This window comes from Roseateles rivi (assembly GCF_043555845.1).
Taxonomy (GTDB): Bacteria; Pseudomonadota; Gammaproteobacteria; order Burkholderiales; family Burkholderiaceae_C; genus Roseateles; species Roseateles rivi.
In genome coordinates, this window is sequence record NZ_JBIGHZ010000004.1 from 142,990 (window position 1) to 157,216 (window position 14,227).

Below are 14,227 nucleotides of genomic sequence, written 5' to 3' on the forward strand. Positions count from 1 at the left end.
TTGCCCATGAAAAAACGCCCCAGGCCGGGAGGCCTTGGGGCGTTGGGATGCAGCCAAAGGCCGGGGGCTTACTTGAAGTCGCCCGCGAAGAACAGCTGTGCCTTGTCCAGGCTCAGGTATTTGCGCAGCGCGGCGTTGACCTGCTCCAGGCTTTGCTTCTCGATGGCGTCGCTGATGCGCTGATCGCGCTCAAAGCGGCGCTGCAGCTGCAGGTTGCTGGTCCAACGGGCGGCCACACCGGTGTCTTGCGCCAGCGAGAGCTTGCGCTGCGACAGCAGGGCCTGCTTGGCCTGGGCCAGCTCTTCGGCGGTGAAGCCGTCCTTGAGCGCACGGGCCGTTTCCTCACGCAGTGCGGCCTCCACCTTGGCGCGGTTTTGCGGCGCGAAGATGGCGTAGAGCATCAGGGCCGAGGCTTTGTCGCGGGGGTTGAGTGAGAGCTGCGAGCCCACGCCGTAAGACAGGCCGTCCTTCTCGCGGATGCGCACCCACAGCCGTGAGGCGCCGCCGCTGCCGAAGATGTGGTTGGCCAGCAGCAGTGCGGGCACATCAGCCTCGTCGTCGGTGACGGGCAGCTCCAAGGCGCCCAGCAGCATGGCGTTTTGCTTGTCGGGCGTGGCCAGCAGCTGCTTTTGACCGGGCAGGCCATGGGTCTTGCTGGCGATGCGCTCGTAAGCCACGTTCGCCTTCCAGTCCCCCAGCTTTTGCGTCAGCACCGCTTGCACGGCCTTGGCGTCGAAGTCACCCACCAGGGCCACTTGACCGGCTTGTGCGCCCCACTGCTGTTGGTGCAGGCGCTGCACTTGCTCCAGCGTCACGGCCTTGAAGTCGGCAATTTGCTCTTCAAAGCTGCGGAAGGCTTTCACATGCCCAGCCGGGTAGGGGCTGGCCGCGACTTTGGACAAGGCCTGGCTGGCCACGCCTTGGGGGTCGTCCTTCTGCGCGGTGATGCCCGCCACTTGCTGCGACACCACTTCGGCCAAGCCAGCCGCGTCCAGACGGGGCTGGCGCAGCATGTCCGACAGCAGTTCCAGCGCGCGCGCAGCGTGCTCACGCGTGGTGCTGAAGCGCAGCGTCACGCCTTCGGCCGAGCCACCGGCCGTCCACTGCACCTTGGCGGCGTCCAGCGCGTCTTTGAGCTGGGCGCGGCTGAGCGTGGCCGTGCCCATGTCCAGCATGCTGGCCAGCAGCGCGCCCGCGGCGGCCTGGCCTTGCAGGGACTGGGCCGAGCCAAAGCGCAGGGCAATGCTGCCTTGCACCGCCTCGCCGCGGGTGGGCTTGGGCAGCAGCGCCAGCTGCAGGCCGTTGGGCAGGGTGCTGATTTGGGTGCGTGCGTCGATATTGGCCGGCGTGGCGTCAAACGCCGCCACGGCTGCCGCCGCAGCCTGGGGCTTGAAGCTCTTGAGGGCCTCGGCCACTTTGGCCGCTTCGGGCTGGGGCGCGCGCACGGGCTTTTCAGTGGGCAGGTATTGCGCGGCGGTGCGGTTGTCGGGCAGGAAGCGCTCGGTGGCCACACGCTGCACGTCTTCGAGTTTGAGCGCCTTGATGCGGTCACGCTCCAGGAAGTAGAACTTCCAGTCGCCCACGGCGATGGATTCCGACAGCTCCACACCAACGTGCTCGGGGTTGTTAAAGCCCTTTTCCCAGGCGTTGAGCAAGGTGGTCTGAGCGCGCTTGAGTTCCTCGGCCGTCACCGGCTCGCGTCCAAAGCCTTCCACCACGTCCAGCAACTCGCGTTGCAGCGCGTCGGCCTGCACGCCGGGGGCGGCTTCGGCCATCAGCATGGCAAAACCGGGTTCGGCCAGGGCGGGCGAGAAGCTCTCCACGGTGCTGGCCAGCTTCTTCTCCACCACCAGGCGCTTGTACAGACGCCCGGTGGGGTTGTCGACCAGGATGCTGCTCAGCGCGGCCACGGCAGCGGCATCGGGGTGGGTGCCGGGGGTGACGTGGTAGCTGGCCACGGCCAGGGGGTTGCCACCCACACGGCGCACGGTGACGCTGCGTTCACCGTCTTGCACCGGGTCCAGGGTGTAGAGCGCAGGGAGCTTGCGCGCGGGCTTTTTGATCTTGCCAAAGCTGTCCTCCACCCAGTCCAGCACCTGGTCGGGTTTGAACTTGCCCGAGACGATGAGCGTGGCGTTGTCCGGCTGGTAGTAGGTGCGGTAGAAGCCCTGCAGCCGCGTGATGTCGACGTTCTCCACGTCAGCGCGCGCGCCAATGGTGCTCTTGCCGTAGTTGTGCCACTGGTACTGCGTGGCCAGCGTGCGCTCGATGGTGATGCGCCAGGGGTCGTTTTCGCCGCGCTCCATTTCGTTGCGCACCACGGTCATTTCGCTGTCCAGGTGCTTGCGCGCGATGTAGCTGTTGACCATGGCGTCAGCCTGCCACTGCAAATACCACTTCAGGTTGGCATCGTTGGCAGCAAAGCTGGCGAAGTAGTTGGTGCGGTCCAGCCAGGTCGAGCCGTTGGCGCGAAAGCCGCGCTTGGTGAATTCTTTCCAGGGGTCCTCGAACTTGGGGCTGCCTTTGAAGATCAGGTGCTCCAGCAGGTGGGCCATGCCGGTTTCGCCGTAGTTCTCGTGCATGGAGCCCACACGGTAGGTCACGTTCACCGTGGTGCTGGGCTTGGATTCATCGGGCACCAGCAGCACTTGCAAGCCATTGGGCAGGCGGTACTCGGTAATGCCTTCCACCGAAATCACGGGCTTGAGCGAATGGGCCAGGGCAGACCCCGCAATCAAGCTCAGAGCCACAGCGTGGAACAAAGGACGCAGTGAGGACATGGATGTGTCGTGACAAAAGCGCGAATCGCGCGGAAAGCGCAGTCTAGTGCTCCGTAGGGGGGAGGACGAGTCATCCTAAATGGGGAAGTGATCGATGAGCAGGGTCGTGTTTTCTCCGCATTGCATCCACACCTTGCCAGACGACGGCCAGGTCCCGGGGCTCAAAAAATGGCCCCTCGCTGCAAATAGCAGTGTTTTAGGGAGTGATCTGTCATGAAGAGTCCTTTTGTCAAACATCTCTTGGCCTCCGTGGCCGCTTTGGCTGCCCTGTCTGCACAGGCGGGTGTGGTCTACCAAACCGGCACCAGCGACCCTTGGGGTCAAACCACCAACGACCAAGCGCTGAACGCCGCATTCGGCACCGGCGCTTGGACAAAAAACCAGGGCTACAACCTGGCGGCCTTCACGGGGGCTGGTTTTGTGTTCCTCGAAGGCGGTGACGGCAGCGCCGGTGACCTCAACAATTTCCTGAGCGCCAATCGCGCTTTCATCGAAAACTACGTCTACAACGGCGGCAGGCTGTTCATCAATGCCGCGCCCAATGTGGGCGGCAATATCGACCTCGGCTTTGGCGGCGTGGCCTTGCAATACCCCTCGTACTCCAGCGATGCGTCCATCACCGCCGCAGGGCTGGCGGCAGGCTTGGGCTATGGTCTGGGTACCACCACCTTCACGGGCAGCTACTTTTCGCATGCCACCGTGTCGGGTACCGATCTGAGCAGCTTTGTCGACGGCAGCAATGGCTCGGTGTTTGCTGTCAAGTCCTGGGGCCAGGGTTTGGTGGCCTTCGGCGGGCAAACCACCACCAACTGGCATGCGCCTGAGGGTGACGCCTTCCAGCTGCGTGTCAACCAGTTCAGCTATCTGGCCACCGCGCCTGTGCCCGAACCCAGCAGCTACGCGCTGATGCTGGCAGGTGTGGCAGGCATTGCTGCACTGGCCCGCCGCCGCCAAACGGCTTGAGGGCTGAGGCCCGGTAAGGGCCCAGTCCGAGAATCCCTTCCCTCACACGCGCCCGCCGCCGTCACACCGACGCGGCGGGTTTTTTCTTGCCAGCCTCAGCGCTGCTGGCTTTTCCACTGCTCCACGGCCTTGAGCATGGCTTGCACATGGCCTTTGGGGTCCATGGCGGCGTGCACCGCGGCAATGCGCCCGTCGGGGGTGACGAGGTAGGAGATGCGGTCGGCCATATCGGGCACCAGCATGAGCTTGGCGTCGTAGGCGCGTATCACCTGGGCCTGCGGGTCAGAGGCCACGGCGAACTGCTTGCGGCAGGCCTCCACGCTGAAGCGCTTGAGGGTGTCGATGTCGTCGTGCGACAGGCCGATCACCCGCGCGCCCAGGGCCTGGAATTGCGGCGTGGCTTCGGCAAACAAATGGGCTTCCAGCGTGCAGCCGCTGGTGAATGCCTTGGGGTAGAAGAACAGCACCACCGGGCCCTTTTTGAGCGCTTCTTTGAGCTCGAAGCGAAAGGGCTCGCCCGCCAGTGCGGCTTCGGTACTGAAGTCCGGTGCCGCGTCGCCGGGTTTGAGTGCGGCCTGGGCCGCCAGCGGAGCGAGTGCGAAGAGTCCAGCAAGGGCAAGTGCGCGCAGGACAGGGTTCATGGTCGGGCCTCCTGGGGTTTGTGTGGGCAATCAGCGCCGCAGTGTCTCCCGAGCGGCCGCTGTATCAGTTTGCGGCGTCAAATGCCCTGGCTGGCGCAGGGGATTGGGCCTGCGCGCCACAGCGTCAACCCGCGGCCGCTTCGGCGCTGGGGGGCAGCAGCTCGATGAGTTCTTTCACAAAGGCCAGGCCTTCCTCGGGGGTGGCGAAGTAGTACTCGCCGCCGAGGTCGGCCACGTCGCCGTCGGGGCCCACATGCACGATGGACCAGCCCTCGGCGCCGCCGCCAATGGCGCACACGCCGAAGCTGCCCGGTGCCAGCGCACGGGCGCTGCCTGCGGTGATGAAGATGTCTTTGCCGAGGTGGCAGTGGTAGCGTTTGAGCAGGCTCATGGGGTGTCTTGGCGGGGCCACAGCGCCCACAGGCGCAGGCTTTGTTTCATGCGTCCGGCCTGGGCTTCGGCCTCGCGGCCCCAGCCCCAGAAAAAGTCGGCGCGCACGGCACCCACGATGGCGCTGCCGGTGTCTTGCGCCATCACCAGGCGGCGCAGCGGGGTGCTGGAGAGGGGCTCGGTGCTGTCCAGCCACAGCGGGGTGCCGTAGGGCACGCTAAGACGGTCCACCGCCACGGAGTGACCGGGTGTCAGCGGCACGCCCTGTGCGCCGCGCGGGCCGAGCTTGAGGTCGGGCAGGGGTTCTTCGCGGAAGAACACATAGCGGGGGTTGCGCCACAGCAGCTCGCGCTGCTGCTTGGGGTTGCGTCGCACCCAGTCCTTGATGCCTGGCCAGGAGGCCTCGCTGGCTTGCAGCTCGCCTTGCTGGATGAGCCAGCGGCCGATGGACTGGTAGGGCTGGTCGTTGTGCCCGGCAAAGGCCACGCGCACCCAGCGCGTGCTGCCATCGGGTTCGGTGAGCTGCAAGCGCCCGCTGCCCTGGATTTGCACCACCAAGGCATCGAGCGGGTCCTCCAGCCAAGCCAGGGCGGCGCGTGCCAGGCGCTCGGGGCTTTGGGTGTCGATTTGCTGGCGCGTGAGGCGGCGCAGCTGTGGGTCGGGGCTCAGCAGCGGCACGCGGAAGTTGCCCTGCGCGCGGCGCTGTGCGGGCAGCTCGGGTTCGTAATAGCCGGTGAGCAGGCCGCTGCTTTGGCCCTGAAAATCTTCCACGCGGTAGGGCTGCAGCTGCTTGATGAGCCAAAAGCGCAGCGTGGCTTCGTCGGGCGGGTCTTGCGCCTCCAGTGCGCGCGCTTGCTGGCACAGCTGGGCCCAGCCTTGGGCCGGGCGCTCGCAGCCGCGCAGCAGGGCGCTCCAGGCCGGGCGCAGGGCGGCGTCGCCCCAGCCCGGCAGCTCGGCCCAATCCGCCGCCACCCAGCGTGAGCGCTCGCGCAGCAGTGTGACGCGCGCGGGTTCGGGCGCGGGGCTTGTTGCGGGGCTGCTGGCGGCGCTGGCGGGGGCTGCAGGTGCCGTGGGGGTCTGCGCCGGTGGGCTGCTGCAGCCGCTGAGCGTGCCTAGAATCAGCCCGCCCAAAGACAGGGCGGTCAGCGCCGTCAGCCGTGGGCGTGCGCGAAGGAGCCAAGCAAGCATGTGGGTGATCATCCTGGAAGCACTGGGGGCCTTGGTGCTCTTGTTGTTCATTGTCTGGTGGACCATGTTTTCGGGGCGGCGGCGCGGCGAGCTGCCGCGGGACGATGAACCTTAGGCCTGCGGTGGGGGCAGCACAAAACTTAGCGGTGCCTGGCGCAGCCGCTGCCAGATGGCGCTGCGCACGCGCCTGCGCTGCTCGACGCGAATGCCGCGCGAGCGTAGCGCCACTTTGAAGGCCAGATAAAAGCTCACTGCCAGATTCAGCACCCCGGTGCCTGCAATGCCCAGCACGCACAGCCAGAAGGTGCTGGTGCTGAGCAGGTCTGGCCCCAGCGCGCCCAGTGCGGCGGCGAGCTGACCGCTGGAGAGGGTGACGTGGCGCACCTCCAGGGGCAGGCCGAAAAAGCCCAGCACGGCGGGCACCAAACCCAGCATCAAACCCAGGCTGATATTGGCCGCCAGGCCTGAGATATTGGCGCGCCACCACAGCGCCCAGCGCTGCGCGCGGGCCGCGCCCAGACGCTGGTGCAGGCGTGGGTTCCAGGCAATGGCGCTGTCGAGGCGGTGAAACACAAACCAGTTCTCCACCCAGCCCGCAATCAGGCTGGAGGCAAACAGCAGCACGCCGGTGAAGGCCGCAAACAGCAGGGTGGGGCCCAGCACGGTGAGGTTGTGCAGCACATAGTGGGCTGGCTCAGGCCCCACCAGCGGCGCGCCAAAAGCCAGGCGCCACAGCCACTGCACCAGCAGCACCAGCGGGAAGGCCAGGGCGAGGTTGCCCACAATGCCCGCCATTTGCGAGCGCACCAGGTGCGCCACCTCGTCCACAAAGCCTTGCAGCCCGGCGTCGCTGTCGATGTGCTGGGCCTTGGCGGCCATGGCCGGGGCCGTCATGGCAGGCTGCTTGGTGGCCACGGTCCAGTGCAGCAGGTGGATGAGTACAAAGCTCAGCGCGTAATTGGCGCCAGACCAAAAGCCCGACCAAAACGCCGTCAAGCCCAGGGCCATGACGGCGAATTTGGCAAAGGTGGTGCCCGCAATCACAGCGCCGCCGCCCGCCGCGCGGCGCAGCATGTCGCGGTATTCGTCGCGGGTGCGGGTGATGTAGTGCTCGCCCGTTTCCGCGCTGCGCTCGGCCACTTTGCGCGCCAGGAGCGAATAGTGGCTGGCAAACAGCGTGCGCAGGCTGCGGCGCTGGTGCAGTTCGCTCACCAGCCCGGCCAGCAGGGCCTGCATCTGCGCTTGTGGCTGGGCGTGGGTGAGGCAGTGCACCAGGGTTTCGATGCGCGCCAGGCGTGCCTCGGTTTGCTCGGCGGCAAACATCAGGTTCACCGACACGCCGTGTTCTTCCAGGTGTTCGGGCAGGCTGCGCAGGGCCACGCGGCATTGCGTCAGCAGCTCGCGCAGCTGGGTTTCGGCTTGGGCCAGCTCGACACTGGGTCCGGCTTGCACGCTGTGCTGCAGGGTCTCCCAGGCGTTGGCCAGGCGGGCAAAGGGGCGCTGTTGCAGCAAGGCCGGGTCCATGCGCCGGCGCAGCTCGCTGGACAAGCCCGCTGAGCGCACGGCGCTGACCAGCACGGTGACGGCGTCGTGCATCTCCTGGCGCCAGTCGCCCGGGGCCACGCCGTCAAAGAGGGTCAGCAGGCGCTGCAGCAGCGCGGGGTCTATGGCGCGCAGCCACTGGGCGTCTGCCTCGTCGGTGAAGAGCAGCTCAAAGAGCTGGGCCATGTCGGCGGTGTCGGCCGAGGCGGGCAGCAGGCGTTGGCGGATGCGCCCCAGGCACTCGCTCCACAGCGCGGCGCGCGGGGCAAAACCCACGTCGGCAAAGAGGCTCACGCCGTCCACATCGGTCCACACGCGGCTGACCAGTGCGGCGCAGGCATGGGCACGCTCGGGCTGGCTCTCCAGCACCGTCACCAACTGCTGCAGGCGCAGCAGTGTCTGGGCTGTGGCGTCGTCGAGCGGCGGGGTGGCGGTGGCGTCGGCACTGCGCAGCCACTGCAGCAGGCGCACCAGCCAGAGGTTGCGCTCGGCCAGCGCGGCCTGCGGGTCGGCCGCTTGCAGCAGCGCTGCCAAATCTGGGGCGGGGTGGGCAGCGCCGCCGGTGAGCATCAGTGCAGGCTGCTGGCTTGGGCCAGCAGGAACTCGGGCACTTCGGCCCAAAAGACTTCGGCCTGATCGGTGACGCACAAATAGCGCCCCTGCATGCTGCCTTGGGGCGTGGCGATCTGGGCCCAGGAGCTGTACTCGAAACGCTCGCCGGGCTGCAGCAGCGGCTGGTGACCCACCACGGCCAGACCACGCACTTCCTGCACCTGGCCTTGGCTGTCGGTGATGGTCCAGTGCCGCGCCACCACCTGTGCGGCCACATCGCCGCGGTTTTCGATGGTGATGGTGTAGGTGTAGGCGTGCTGGTGGTTGGCCGGGTCGCTGGCGTCGTCGTAGGGCTCGACGCGGACTTGGCAGTGCAGATGCGGCTTTGACATGGGGGGATTCTAAGAAGCCCAGGCGCTGGCTGTGCTCGCGCCACGCACCCGGCATGGGCTGTGGGTCAGTGGATAGGACGAAGCGAAAAAGCCGCCATATTCAAGAAAGGATTTCCCGGGTGTTTGTCACCAGCTCGGGCTTCACTGGGCTGCGGGGGGTGGGCTTTGGGATGTGAGTTCTTTCACATACCGTGGTCTCACCGTGAGCTGCTTGGCAGCAATTTTTGAATCCACAACTTGGAAGAGCATCATGAGTGTGACTCGGACATCCCCTCGGCGCCTTGGCCTGAGCCTTGCCGTCTGCCTTGCATTGATGGGTGCGCAAAGTGCTTGGTCTGGCGAGATCAAACCCTACTGGAGCAGCAAGTCCAGTGGCCCTCGGAGCGAGGCCCCAATTGATATTCCACCTTCGGAGTGGGATCTCAACTACTCGCGAGACCTGGGCTTTCGCGGTGCGACAGGCAACCCGTATGTGCTGGGCTTTGAGGCCATCAGCCAGTACGACAACGCGGCCCTGGGGCGCAACTTCATCCCGCCCGACACCATCGGTGCGGTGGGCAAGACTCAGTACATGGCCACCACCAATGGCAGCTACGCTGTGTTTGACAAGTACACCGGGGCGCGCCAGCAGCTGTGGAAGGACACCGATTTCTGGACCGCTGCGGGTCAAATCGGCGGTACCAACGGCGACACGCGGGTGATGTACAACGCCAGCAACCAGCGCTGGATTGCCGTGGCCTTTGGCGCCAACACCAAAGATTTGATGGTGGCCGTCTCCAACGACTCCAATGCCTTGGGGGGCTGGAAATCGGTCAAGTTCGAGGGTTATGCGGGCTTTGGTTTTGGGGCCACCGCCGACTACCCGACCTTGGCCATGGACCGCAATGCGGTCTACATCGGCACCAATAATTTCGCGCCGCTGACGTCGGGGGGGGCCAGCAATTACCGGGGCACCACGCTCAACGCCATTCCCATCAACAGCCTCTTCAACGCCAGCGGCCCGAGCGTGGCCAACATGATGCAGTTCAACACGCCCTACAACGGCGCGGGCTCGGTGGATCGCGGCTTTGCGCTGCAGGGCGTGAACAGCAACTCAGCCTCTGGCCCCGGCAAGATCGTGGCAGCCTCGGCGTTCAACTATGACAACGTCGCTTACACCATCAATGGCTTGAGCGCGGACTCGGCCAGCGGCGCCACCCAAGGCGATGTGCAATACCTGGGCGTGGCCGCATTCACCGCGCCAGGCGCAGGGCGACAACCGGCGGACGTGGCGGCCAACAGGCGGATCGTGTCCACGCTGGATGAGCGCATCTCCAGCAGCGTCTACGAGGTCAATGGCCGCATCTACTCGGTGCAGACGGTCGACAGCACTGCCGATGGCCTGGACGAGTCCCGCATTCGCTACACGGTGATCGACGCACAGACCTTTGCCGTCCTGGCGCAGGGCGATATTGGTGAGGCCGGTTACGACTACTACCAGGGCTCTTTGGCTGTCAACAGCCAAGGCCAGGTGGTGGTGGGCTACAACCGCTCGGGCCTGGATGCGGCCACGGGCAAGATCAGCTTCATGGCGCGCGCATTTGCCACCAATGCCGACGGCAGCCTGAGCCAGCTCGGCGGTGAGCTGCTGCTCAAAGAAAGCCTCACCAACGACTATCACAACGGCAGTGGTTTTGGCTTGGCTGCGGTCGGCCGCCAGCGCTGGGGTGACTACAGTGCGGTGTCGGTGGACCCTGAGGACGAGCTGAACTTCTACCTCATCGGCCAGTACGCAAGAGAGTACAACCGGCCTGAGGACGGCCACCCCGGTGGCACCGGTGGCTCGCGTTGGTCGACCTGGGTGGCGCAGGTGAATGTGGCGCAGATGGTGCCCGAGCCCGAAACTTACGCGCTCTTCCTCACCGGGGTGCTGCTGCTGGCCTTTGTGCGCCGCCGCGCTGACTGAGTTTGCCCCCCCAACACGCCCTCAAAGGACGCCTCATGCGCCGCTGGATTTGGATGATTTCATCACTCGCACTGGTGGCTGACATGGCTCAAGGCGCCGTTTTGCAAGGGCTGTGGGGCGCGCCCGGCGCGCAATTCCGGGCGGATGCCCAGGGCGCTGTGTTGGAAACCTCCTGCGCCAGCGCCAAAGTGCAGGGGGGGCTGACGCTGGATGCTCAAGGCCAATTCGTGGCGACGGCACTGCAGGAGCCGGGCCCGCTGATGGATTCAGAAACCATGGCCCAGCGCGACGAGGGGCCTCGTGCCGCGGCAGCTGCCCAGCCCGTGCAGATCCGTGGCACGGTGCAGGGGGCGGAGCTCACGCTGCAGGTGCAAGCACCCGGCGCGGCGCGGCCCGATGTCTACCGCCTGCGGCGCGACGCGCCGACCAAACTGCTGCGCTGCATGTAGGCGTGCAGCGCGGCGCGTCAATGGCCGAGCTTTTACAATGCGCGGCCAAGCGTGCAGCCGCTGCTGCCGCGCCTCCTCTGCCCCTTCTTTGCCCCCGTCCCCACCATGAGCTCCTACCGCATCGCCCCCAGCATCTTGTCCGCTGACTTCGCCCGCCTGGGCGAGGAGGTTCGCAACGTGCTGGCCGCCGGTGCGGACTGGATTCACTTCGATGTGATGGACAACCACTATGTGCCCAACCTGACTTTCGGGCCCATGGTGTGCGCGGCACTGCGCCCACACGCCCTCAAGCCCGACGGCACGCCCGCACCCATCGACGTGCACCTGATGGTGCAGCCCGTGGATGCGCTGGCCCAGGCCTTTTGCCAGGCCGGGGCCGATCTGGTGAGCTTTCACCCCGAGGCTTCGGCGCATGTGGACCGCACCTTGCAGCTTATCAAGGCCGAAGGCAAGCAAGCGGGGTTGGTGTTCAATCCTGGCACCCCGCTGGACGTGCTGGAGTGGGTCATCGACAAGGTGGACCTGGTGCTCATCATGAGCGTCAACCCCGGCTTTGGTGGTCAGAGCTTCATCCCCAGCGCGCTCAAGAAGCTCGAGCGTGCGCGTCGCATCATCGAAGCCAGCGGGCGTGACATCCGTCTCGAAGTCGACGGTGGGGTCAAGGTCGACAACATCCGCCAGATCGCCGACGCCGGTGCTGACACCTTTGTGGCGGGCTCGGCCATTTTTGGCAAGCCCGACTACAAAGCCGTCATCGACGCCATGCGCGCTGAGCTGGCACGCTGAGCGCTGCACGGGCGCAGACTGTCCCCACTTCGCGGTATCGACTGTCTGCCGAAACTCCCGGCGGCGTCAGATGTGACGCGGCTGCACCGCTTCAGTGGTGTGAGCAGGGCTGACTTTGCGGGCGCTGCGCGCTATGGTTGGCTGCCCCGATGTGGGCGGTGATGGGCGCCGCCCCTGGGCAGGGATGATGGCCCGCGATGCTCATTCGAAACAAGCTGGCTTGGCACCGCAGCCTGCAAATGGCGCTCACGCTGATGTGCGCGTTGGCGGTGGTCCAACTCTATGTGACCTACCGACAGTACGCTCGAGCTGAGCTGCACCTGCGCCAAAGCGACGCGCTGGTGGCGCTGATGCAAAAAAGCTCGGACGACCTCACCCAAATGGCGCGGCTGTACGTGGTGACGCGTGAACCGCGCTTTCGCAGCTACTACCGCAGCATCTGGCGCATCAGGGCAGGGCAGGAGGCGCCTGCTGCAGACTACGACGCGACCTACTGGGATCGCATGGCGGTGGCAGGGGCCTCCGCGCCCCTGGTGGTGATGGTGCCAGCCAGTGCGCCGCAGTCGTTGATGCAGCGCATGCACGACGTGGGCCTGGATGCTGAAGAGGCGCGTTTGCTGAGCACCTCGCACCAACGCTCCGAGGCGCTGATTGCGTTGGAAGAGGAGGCCATGGGCCTGGTCGACAAAGCCGACGCCGATGCCGGCAGCGACAGCCCCTGGCGCCGTGCGGTGGACTTGCTGCATGGTGAGCAGTACCGGCATGCCAAGGCGCAAATCATGCAGCCGCTGAGCGACTTGCGCCAGCGCCTGCAAAGCCGCAGCGCCTTGCAGTGGCAGGCGGCCGAGGCTCAACTCAGCCGCGCCATCTGGATGGCCGCTGTGGCCCTGGTGTTGCTGGCGCTCAATGCCTTGTTGGTGTCGGTGGCCTTGGCGCGCCAAGTGCGGCGGCCCATTGAGGCGCTTCAGGCCTGGGCGCACGGTGTGCGCCAGGGGCGCCTGGAGTTGCGCACGCGTTTGTCCGACCCCAATGAATTTGGCGAACTCTCAGCGGCCATTGACCAGATGGCCGACGCCGTCCAGCAAAACCACAGCGCACTGCGCGAAGAGGTGGAGCGGCGCGCCCGTGCCGAAGAGGCTGTGCGCCACCTCGCCAACCACGACGCGCTGACGGGCTTGCCGTCGCTGCGGTTGTTGCACGATCGCTTGGAGCGGGCCTTGCTCGGCGCGCAGCGCCACAAGCAACGTCTGGCGGTGCTGTTTGTTGACCTCAACGAGTTCAAACCCGTCAACGACACCTACGGCCACCACATGGGCGACGAAGTGCTCAAGGTCATTGGCGAACGCCTCAGCACCAGCGTGCGCGAGGCCGACACCGTGGGGCGTATCGGCGGGGACGAATTCGTGCTCATCCTGCCCGATGTTGGTGACGATGAGACTGTGCAGCGCTTGTGTGACAAGCTGCTGGAGCAGATTGCCCAGCCCATTCACTTGCCTGAAGCCGACGCACCCTTGGTGGTGAGTGCGGCTATTGGCGTGGCGGTGTTTCCCGAGGACGGCAGCTCTGTGCACATGCTGCTGCGCTTGGCTGACCGCGACATGTACCGGCGCAAAAGCCGCCGCCCGCTGCTGGACAAGGGCGAGGCCCTGCAGGCCTGGCGCCCCGCCGTGGGTTAGGGGCTTGGGGGCGCTGCCAGCGCCAGCGCCAGACTGGCGGCCACCGCGGCGTTGTGCTTGACCAGCGCGATATTGCTGGCCAGGCTGCGCCCGCCGCTGAGTTCGGCCATGCGCCTCAGCACATAGGGGGTGAGGGCCTGACCGCGCAGGCCTTGCTGCTGGGCCTCGGCCTCGGCTTGCAAGAGCCAGCCGTCCACCTCTGCTTCGCTCAGCGCATATGCGGCTGGAATGGGGTTGCTCACCACCATACCCGCGCCGCCCAGGGCCCAGTGCTGGCGCGCCACGGCGGCCAGGGCCGCGCAATCGTCCAGTCGCGCGTCGGCGCGCAGGCCGCTGCGGCGGCACCAAAAGGCCGCCAGCTCGTCTTGCTCCCGCGCCAGCACGGGCACGCCATGGGTTTCCAGCACCTCCAGCGTGCGTTCCAGGTCCAGGATGCGCTTGGCCCCGGCGCACACCACGGCCACGGGGGTGCGGGCAAGTTCCAGCAAATCGGCCGAGACATCCCAGCTCTGCGCGCCGCCGCGGTGCACGCCGCCAATGCCGCCGGTGGCAAACACGCGGATGCCGGCCAAGTGCGCCACCCACATGGTGGCCGCCACGGTGGTGGCGCCATGGCCACCGCTGACCATGCAGCGCGCCAGATCGCGGCGGCTCAGCTTGGCCACGCCGCGGTCTTGGGCCAGCTGCTGCAGCTGGCGCTCATCCAGCCCCACATGCAGCCGCCCGTGCAGCACGGCAATGGTGGCGGGCACGGCGCCTTGCTCGCGCACGATGGCCTCCAGCGCCTGTGCGGTTTGCAGGTTTTGCGGCCAGGGCATGCCATGGGCGATGAGGGTGGATTCCAGCGCCACCACAGCACGGCCATCCAGCAGGGCTTGCGCCACTTCTTCGTGGACCTCAAGCACGGGGTGCCAGGGCATGGC

General features: G+C 66.3%; 12 protein-coding genes. 5 read left to right on the forward strand and 7 right to left on the reverse strand.

Annotated features, from left to right (window positions below; translation table 11 throughout):
• Positions 1 to 68: 68 nt before the first annotated feature.
• Positions 69 to 2,780: a M16 family metallopeptidase gene (locus ACG0Z6_RS10900; RefSeq protein ID WP_394461265.1), complete on the reverse strand. Its 2,712-nt coding sequence runs from the start codon at positions 2,778 to 2,780 to the stop codon at positions 69 to 71.
• A gap of 213 nt (positions 2,781 to 2,993) precedes the next feature.
• Between ACG0Z6_RS10900 and ACG0Z6_RS10905 the strand changes: the two genes are divergently transcribed.
• Positions 2,994 to 3,743 (forward strand): PEP-CTERM sorting domain-containing protein, encoded by a 750-nt coding sequence (locus ACG0Z6_RS10905; protein WP_394461267.1) that lies wholly within the window; start codon positions 2,994 to 2,996, stop codon positions 3,741 to 3,743.
• Positions 3,744 to 3,838: 95 nt separating this feature from the next.
• On the opposite strand, the gene ACG0Z6_RS10910 is transcribed toward ACG0Z6_RS10905, so the two are convergent.
• The 5 genes from ACG0Z6_RS10910 to apaG form a co-directional block, all read right to left on the reverse strand.
• Positions 3,839 to 4,384, reverse strand: coding sequence for a peroxiredoxin (locus ACG0Z6_RS10910; RefSeq protein WP_394461269.1), 546 nt, complete (start codon positions 4,382 to 4,384; stop codon positions 3,839 to 3,841).
• Between the two features lie 124 nt (positions 4,385 to 4,508).
• Positions 4,509 to 4,775, reverse strand: a complete 267-nt coding sequence (locus tag ACG0Z6_RS10915; RefSeq protein ID WP_394461270.1) for a hypothetical protein — start codon at positions 4,773 to 4,775, stop codon at positions 4,509 to 4,511.
• On the reverse strand, positions 4,772 to 5,962 hold the full coding sequence (gene mltA / locus ACG0Z6_RS10920) for a murein transglycosylase A (RefSeq protein ID WP_394461272.1): 1,191 nt from the start codon (positions 5,960 to 5,962) through the stop codon (positions 4,772 to 4,774). The genes ACG0Z6_RS10915 and mltA overlap by 4 nt, the downstream gene beginning before the upstream one ends.
• A 111-nt stretch (positions 5,963 to 6,073) precedes the next feature.
• A complete protein-coding gene (locus ACG0Z6_RS10925) occupies positions 6,074 to 8,074 on the reverse strand; it encodes a site-specific recombinase (protein WP_394461274.1) in 2,001 nt (666 codons plus the stop codon).
• A complete protein-coding gene (gene apaG / locus ACG0Z6_RS10930) occupies positions 8,074 to 8,448 on the reverse strand; it encodes a Co2+/Mg2+ efflux protein ApaG (protein WP_394461276.1) in 375 nt (124 codons plus the stop codon). Before apaG ends, ACG0Z6_RS10925 begins: the two co-directional genes overlap by 1 nt.
• A 250-nt stretch (positions 8,449 to 8,698) precedes the next feature.
• Between apaG and ACG0Z6_RS10935 the strand changes: the two genes are divergently transcribed.
• From ACG0Z6_RS10935 to ACG0Z6_RS10950, 4 genes are all read left to right on the forward strand, one after another.
• Complete coding sequence (locus ACG0Z6_RS10935) at positions 8,699 to 10,393, forward strand: PEP-CTERM sorting domain-containing protein (protein ID WP_394461278.1); 1,695 nt, start codon at positions 8,699 to 8,701, stop codon at positions 10,391 to 10,393.
• A 35-nt stretch (positions 10,394 to 10,428) separates the two neighbouring features.
• Positions 10,429 to 10,842, forward strand: a complete 414-nt coding sequence (locus ACG0Z6_RS10940) for a hypothetical protein (protein ID WP_394461280.1) — start codon at positions 10,429 to 10,431, stop codon at positions 10,840 to 10,842.
• Positions 10,843 to 10,947: 105 nt separating this feature from the next.
• Positions 10,948 to 11,628, forward strand: a complete 681-nt coding sequence (gene rpe / locus ACG0Z6_RS10945; protein WP_394461282.1) for a ribulose-phosphate 3-epimerase — start codon at positions 10,948 to 10,950, stop codon at positions 11,626 to 11,628.
• 197 nt (positions 11,629 to 11,825) lie between these two features.
• Positions 11,826 to 13,304, forward strand: a complete 1,479-nt coding sequence (locus ACG0Z6_RS10950; RefSeq protein WP_394461284.1) for a diguanylate cyclase domain-containing protein — start codon at positions 11,826 to 11,828, stop codon at positions 13,302 to 13,304.
• Here ACG0Z6_RS10950 and ACG0Z6_RS10955 read toward each other — a convergent pair.
• Positions 13,301 to 14,224 carry a pseudouridine-5'-phosphate glycosidase gene (locus tag ACG0Z6_RS10955; protein ID WP_394461286.1) on the reverse strand — a complete coding sequence of 308 codons (924 nt, stop codon included), beginning with the start codon at positions 14,222 to 14,224 and terminating at the stop codon, positions 13,301 to 13,303. The genes ACG0Z6_RS10950 and ACG0Z6_RS10955 overlap by 4 nt on opposite strands.
• Positions 14,225 to 14,227 lie beyond the last annotated feature (3 nt).

Excerpts from the sequence above, each read along its gene's own strand:
- apaG (WP_394461276.1), bottom strand. The coding sequence starts at position 8,448 with ATGTCAAAGCCGCATCTGCACTGCCAAGTCCGCGTCGAGCCCTACGAC.
- rpe (WP_394461282.1), top strand. The coding sequence starts at position 10,948 with ATGAGCTCCTACCGCATCGCCCCCAGCATCTTGTCCGCTGACTTCGCC.
- ACG0Z6_RS10955 (WP_394461286.1), bottom strand. The coding sequence starts at position 14,224 with ATGCCCTGGCACCCCGTGCTTGAGGTCCACGAAGAAGTGGCGCAAGCC.
- ACG0Z6_RS10900 (WP_394461265.1), bottom strand. The coding sequence starts at position 2,780 with ATGTCCTCACTGCGTCCTTTGTTCCACGCTGTGGCTCTGAGCTTGATT.
- ACG0Z6_RS10950 (WP_394461284.1), top strand. The coding sequence starts at position 11,826 with ATGCTCATTCGAAACAAGCTGGCTTGGCACCGCAGCCTGCAAATGGCG.
- ACG0Z6_RS10940 (WP_394461280.1), top strand. The coding sequence starts at position 10,429 with ATGCGCCGCTGGATTTGGATGATTTCATCACTCGCACTGGTGGCTGAC.
- mltA (WP_394461272.1), bottom strand. The coding sequence starts at position 5,962 with ATGCTTGCTTGGCTCCTTCGCGCACGCCCACGGCTGACGGCGCTGACC.
- ACG0Z6_RS10915 (WP_394461270.1), bottom strand. The coding sequence starts at position 4,775 with ATGAGCCTGCTCAAACGCTACCACTGCCACCTCGGCAAAGACATCTTC.
- ACG0Z6_RS10910 (WP_394461269.1), bottom strand. The coding sequence starts at position 4,384 with ATGAACCCTGTCCTGCGCGCACTTGCCCTTGCTGGACTCTTCGCACTC.
- ACG0Z6_RS10905 (WP_394461267.1), top strand. The coding sequence starts at position 2,994 with ATGAAGAGTCCTTTTGTCAAACATCTCTTGGCCTCCGTGGCCGCTTTG.
- ACG0Z6_RS10935 (WP_394461278.1), top strand. The coding sequence starts at position 8,699 with ATGAGTGTGACTCGGACATCCCCTCGGCGCCTTGGCCTGAGCCTTGCC.
- ACG0Z6_RS10925 (WP_394461274.1), bottom strand. The coding sequence starts at position 8,074 with ATGCTCACCGGCGGCGCTGCCCACCCCGCCCCAGATTTGGCAGCGCTG.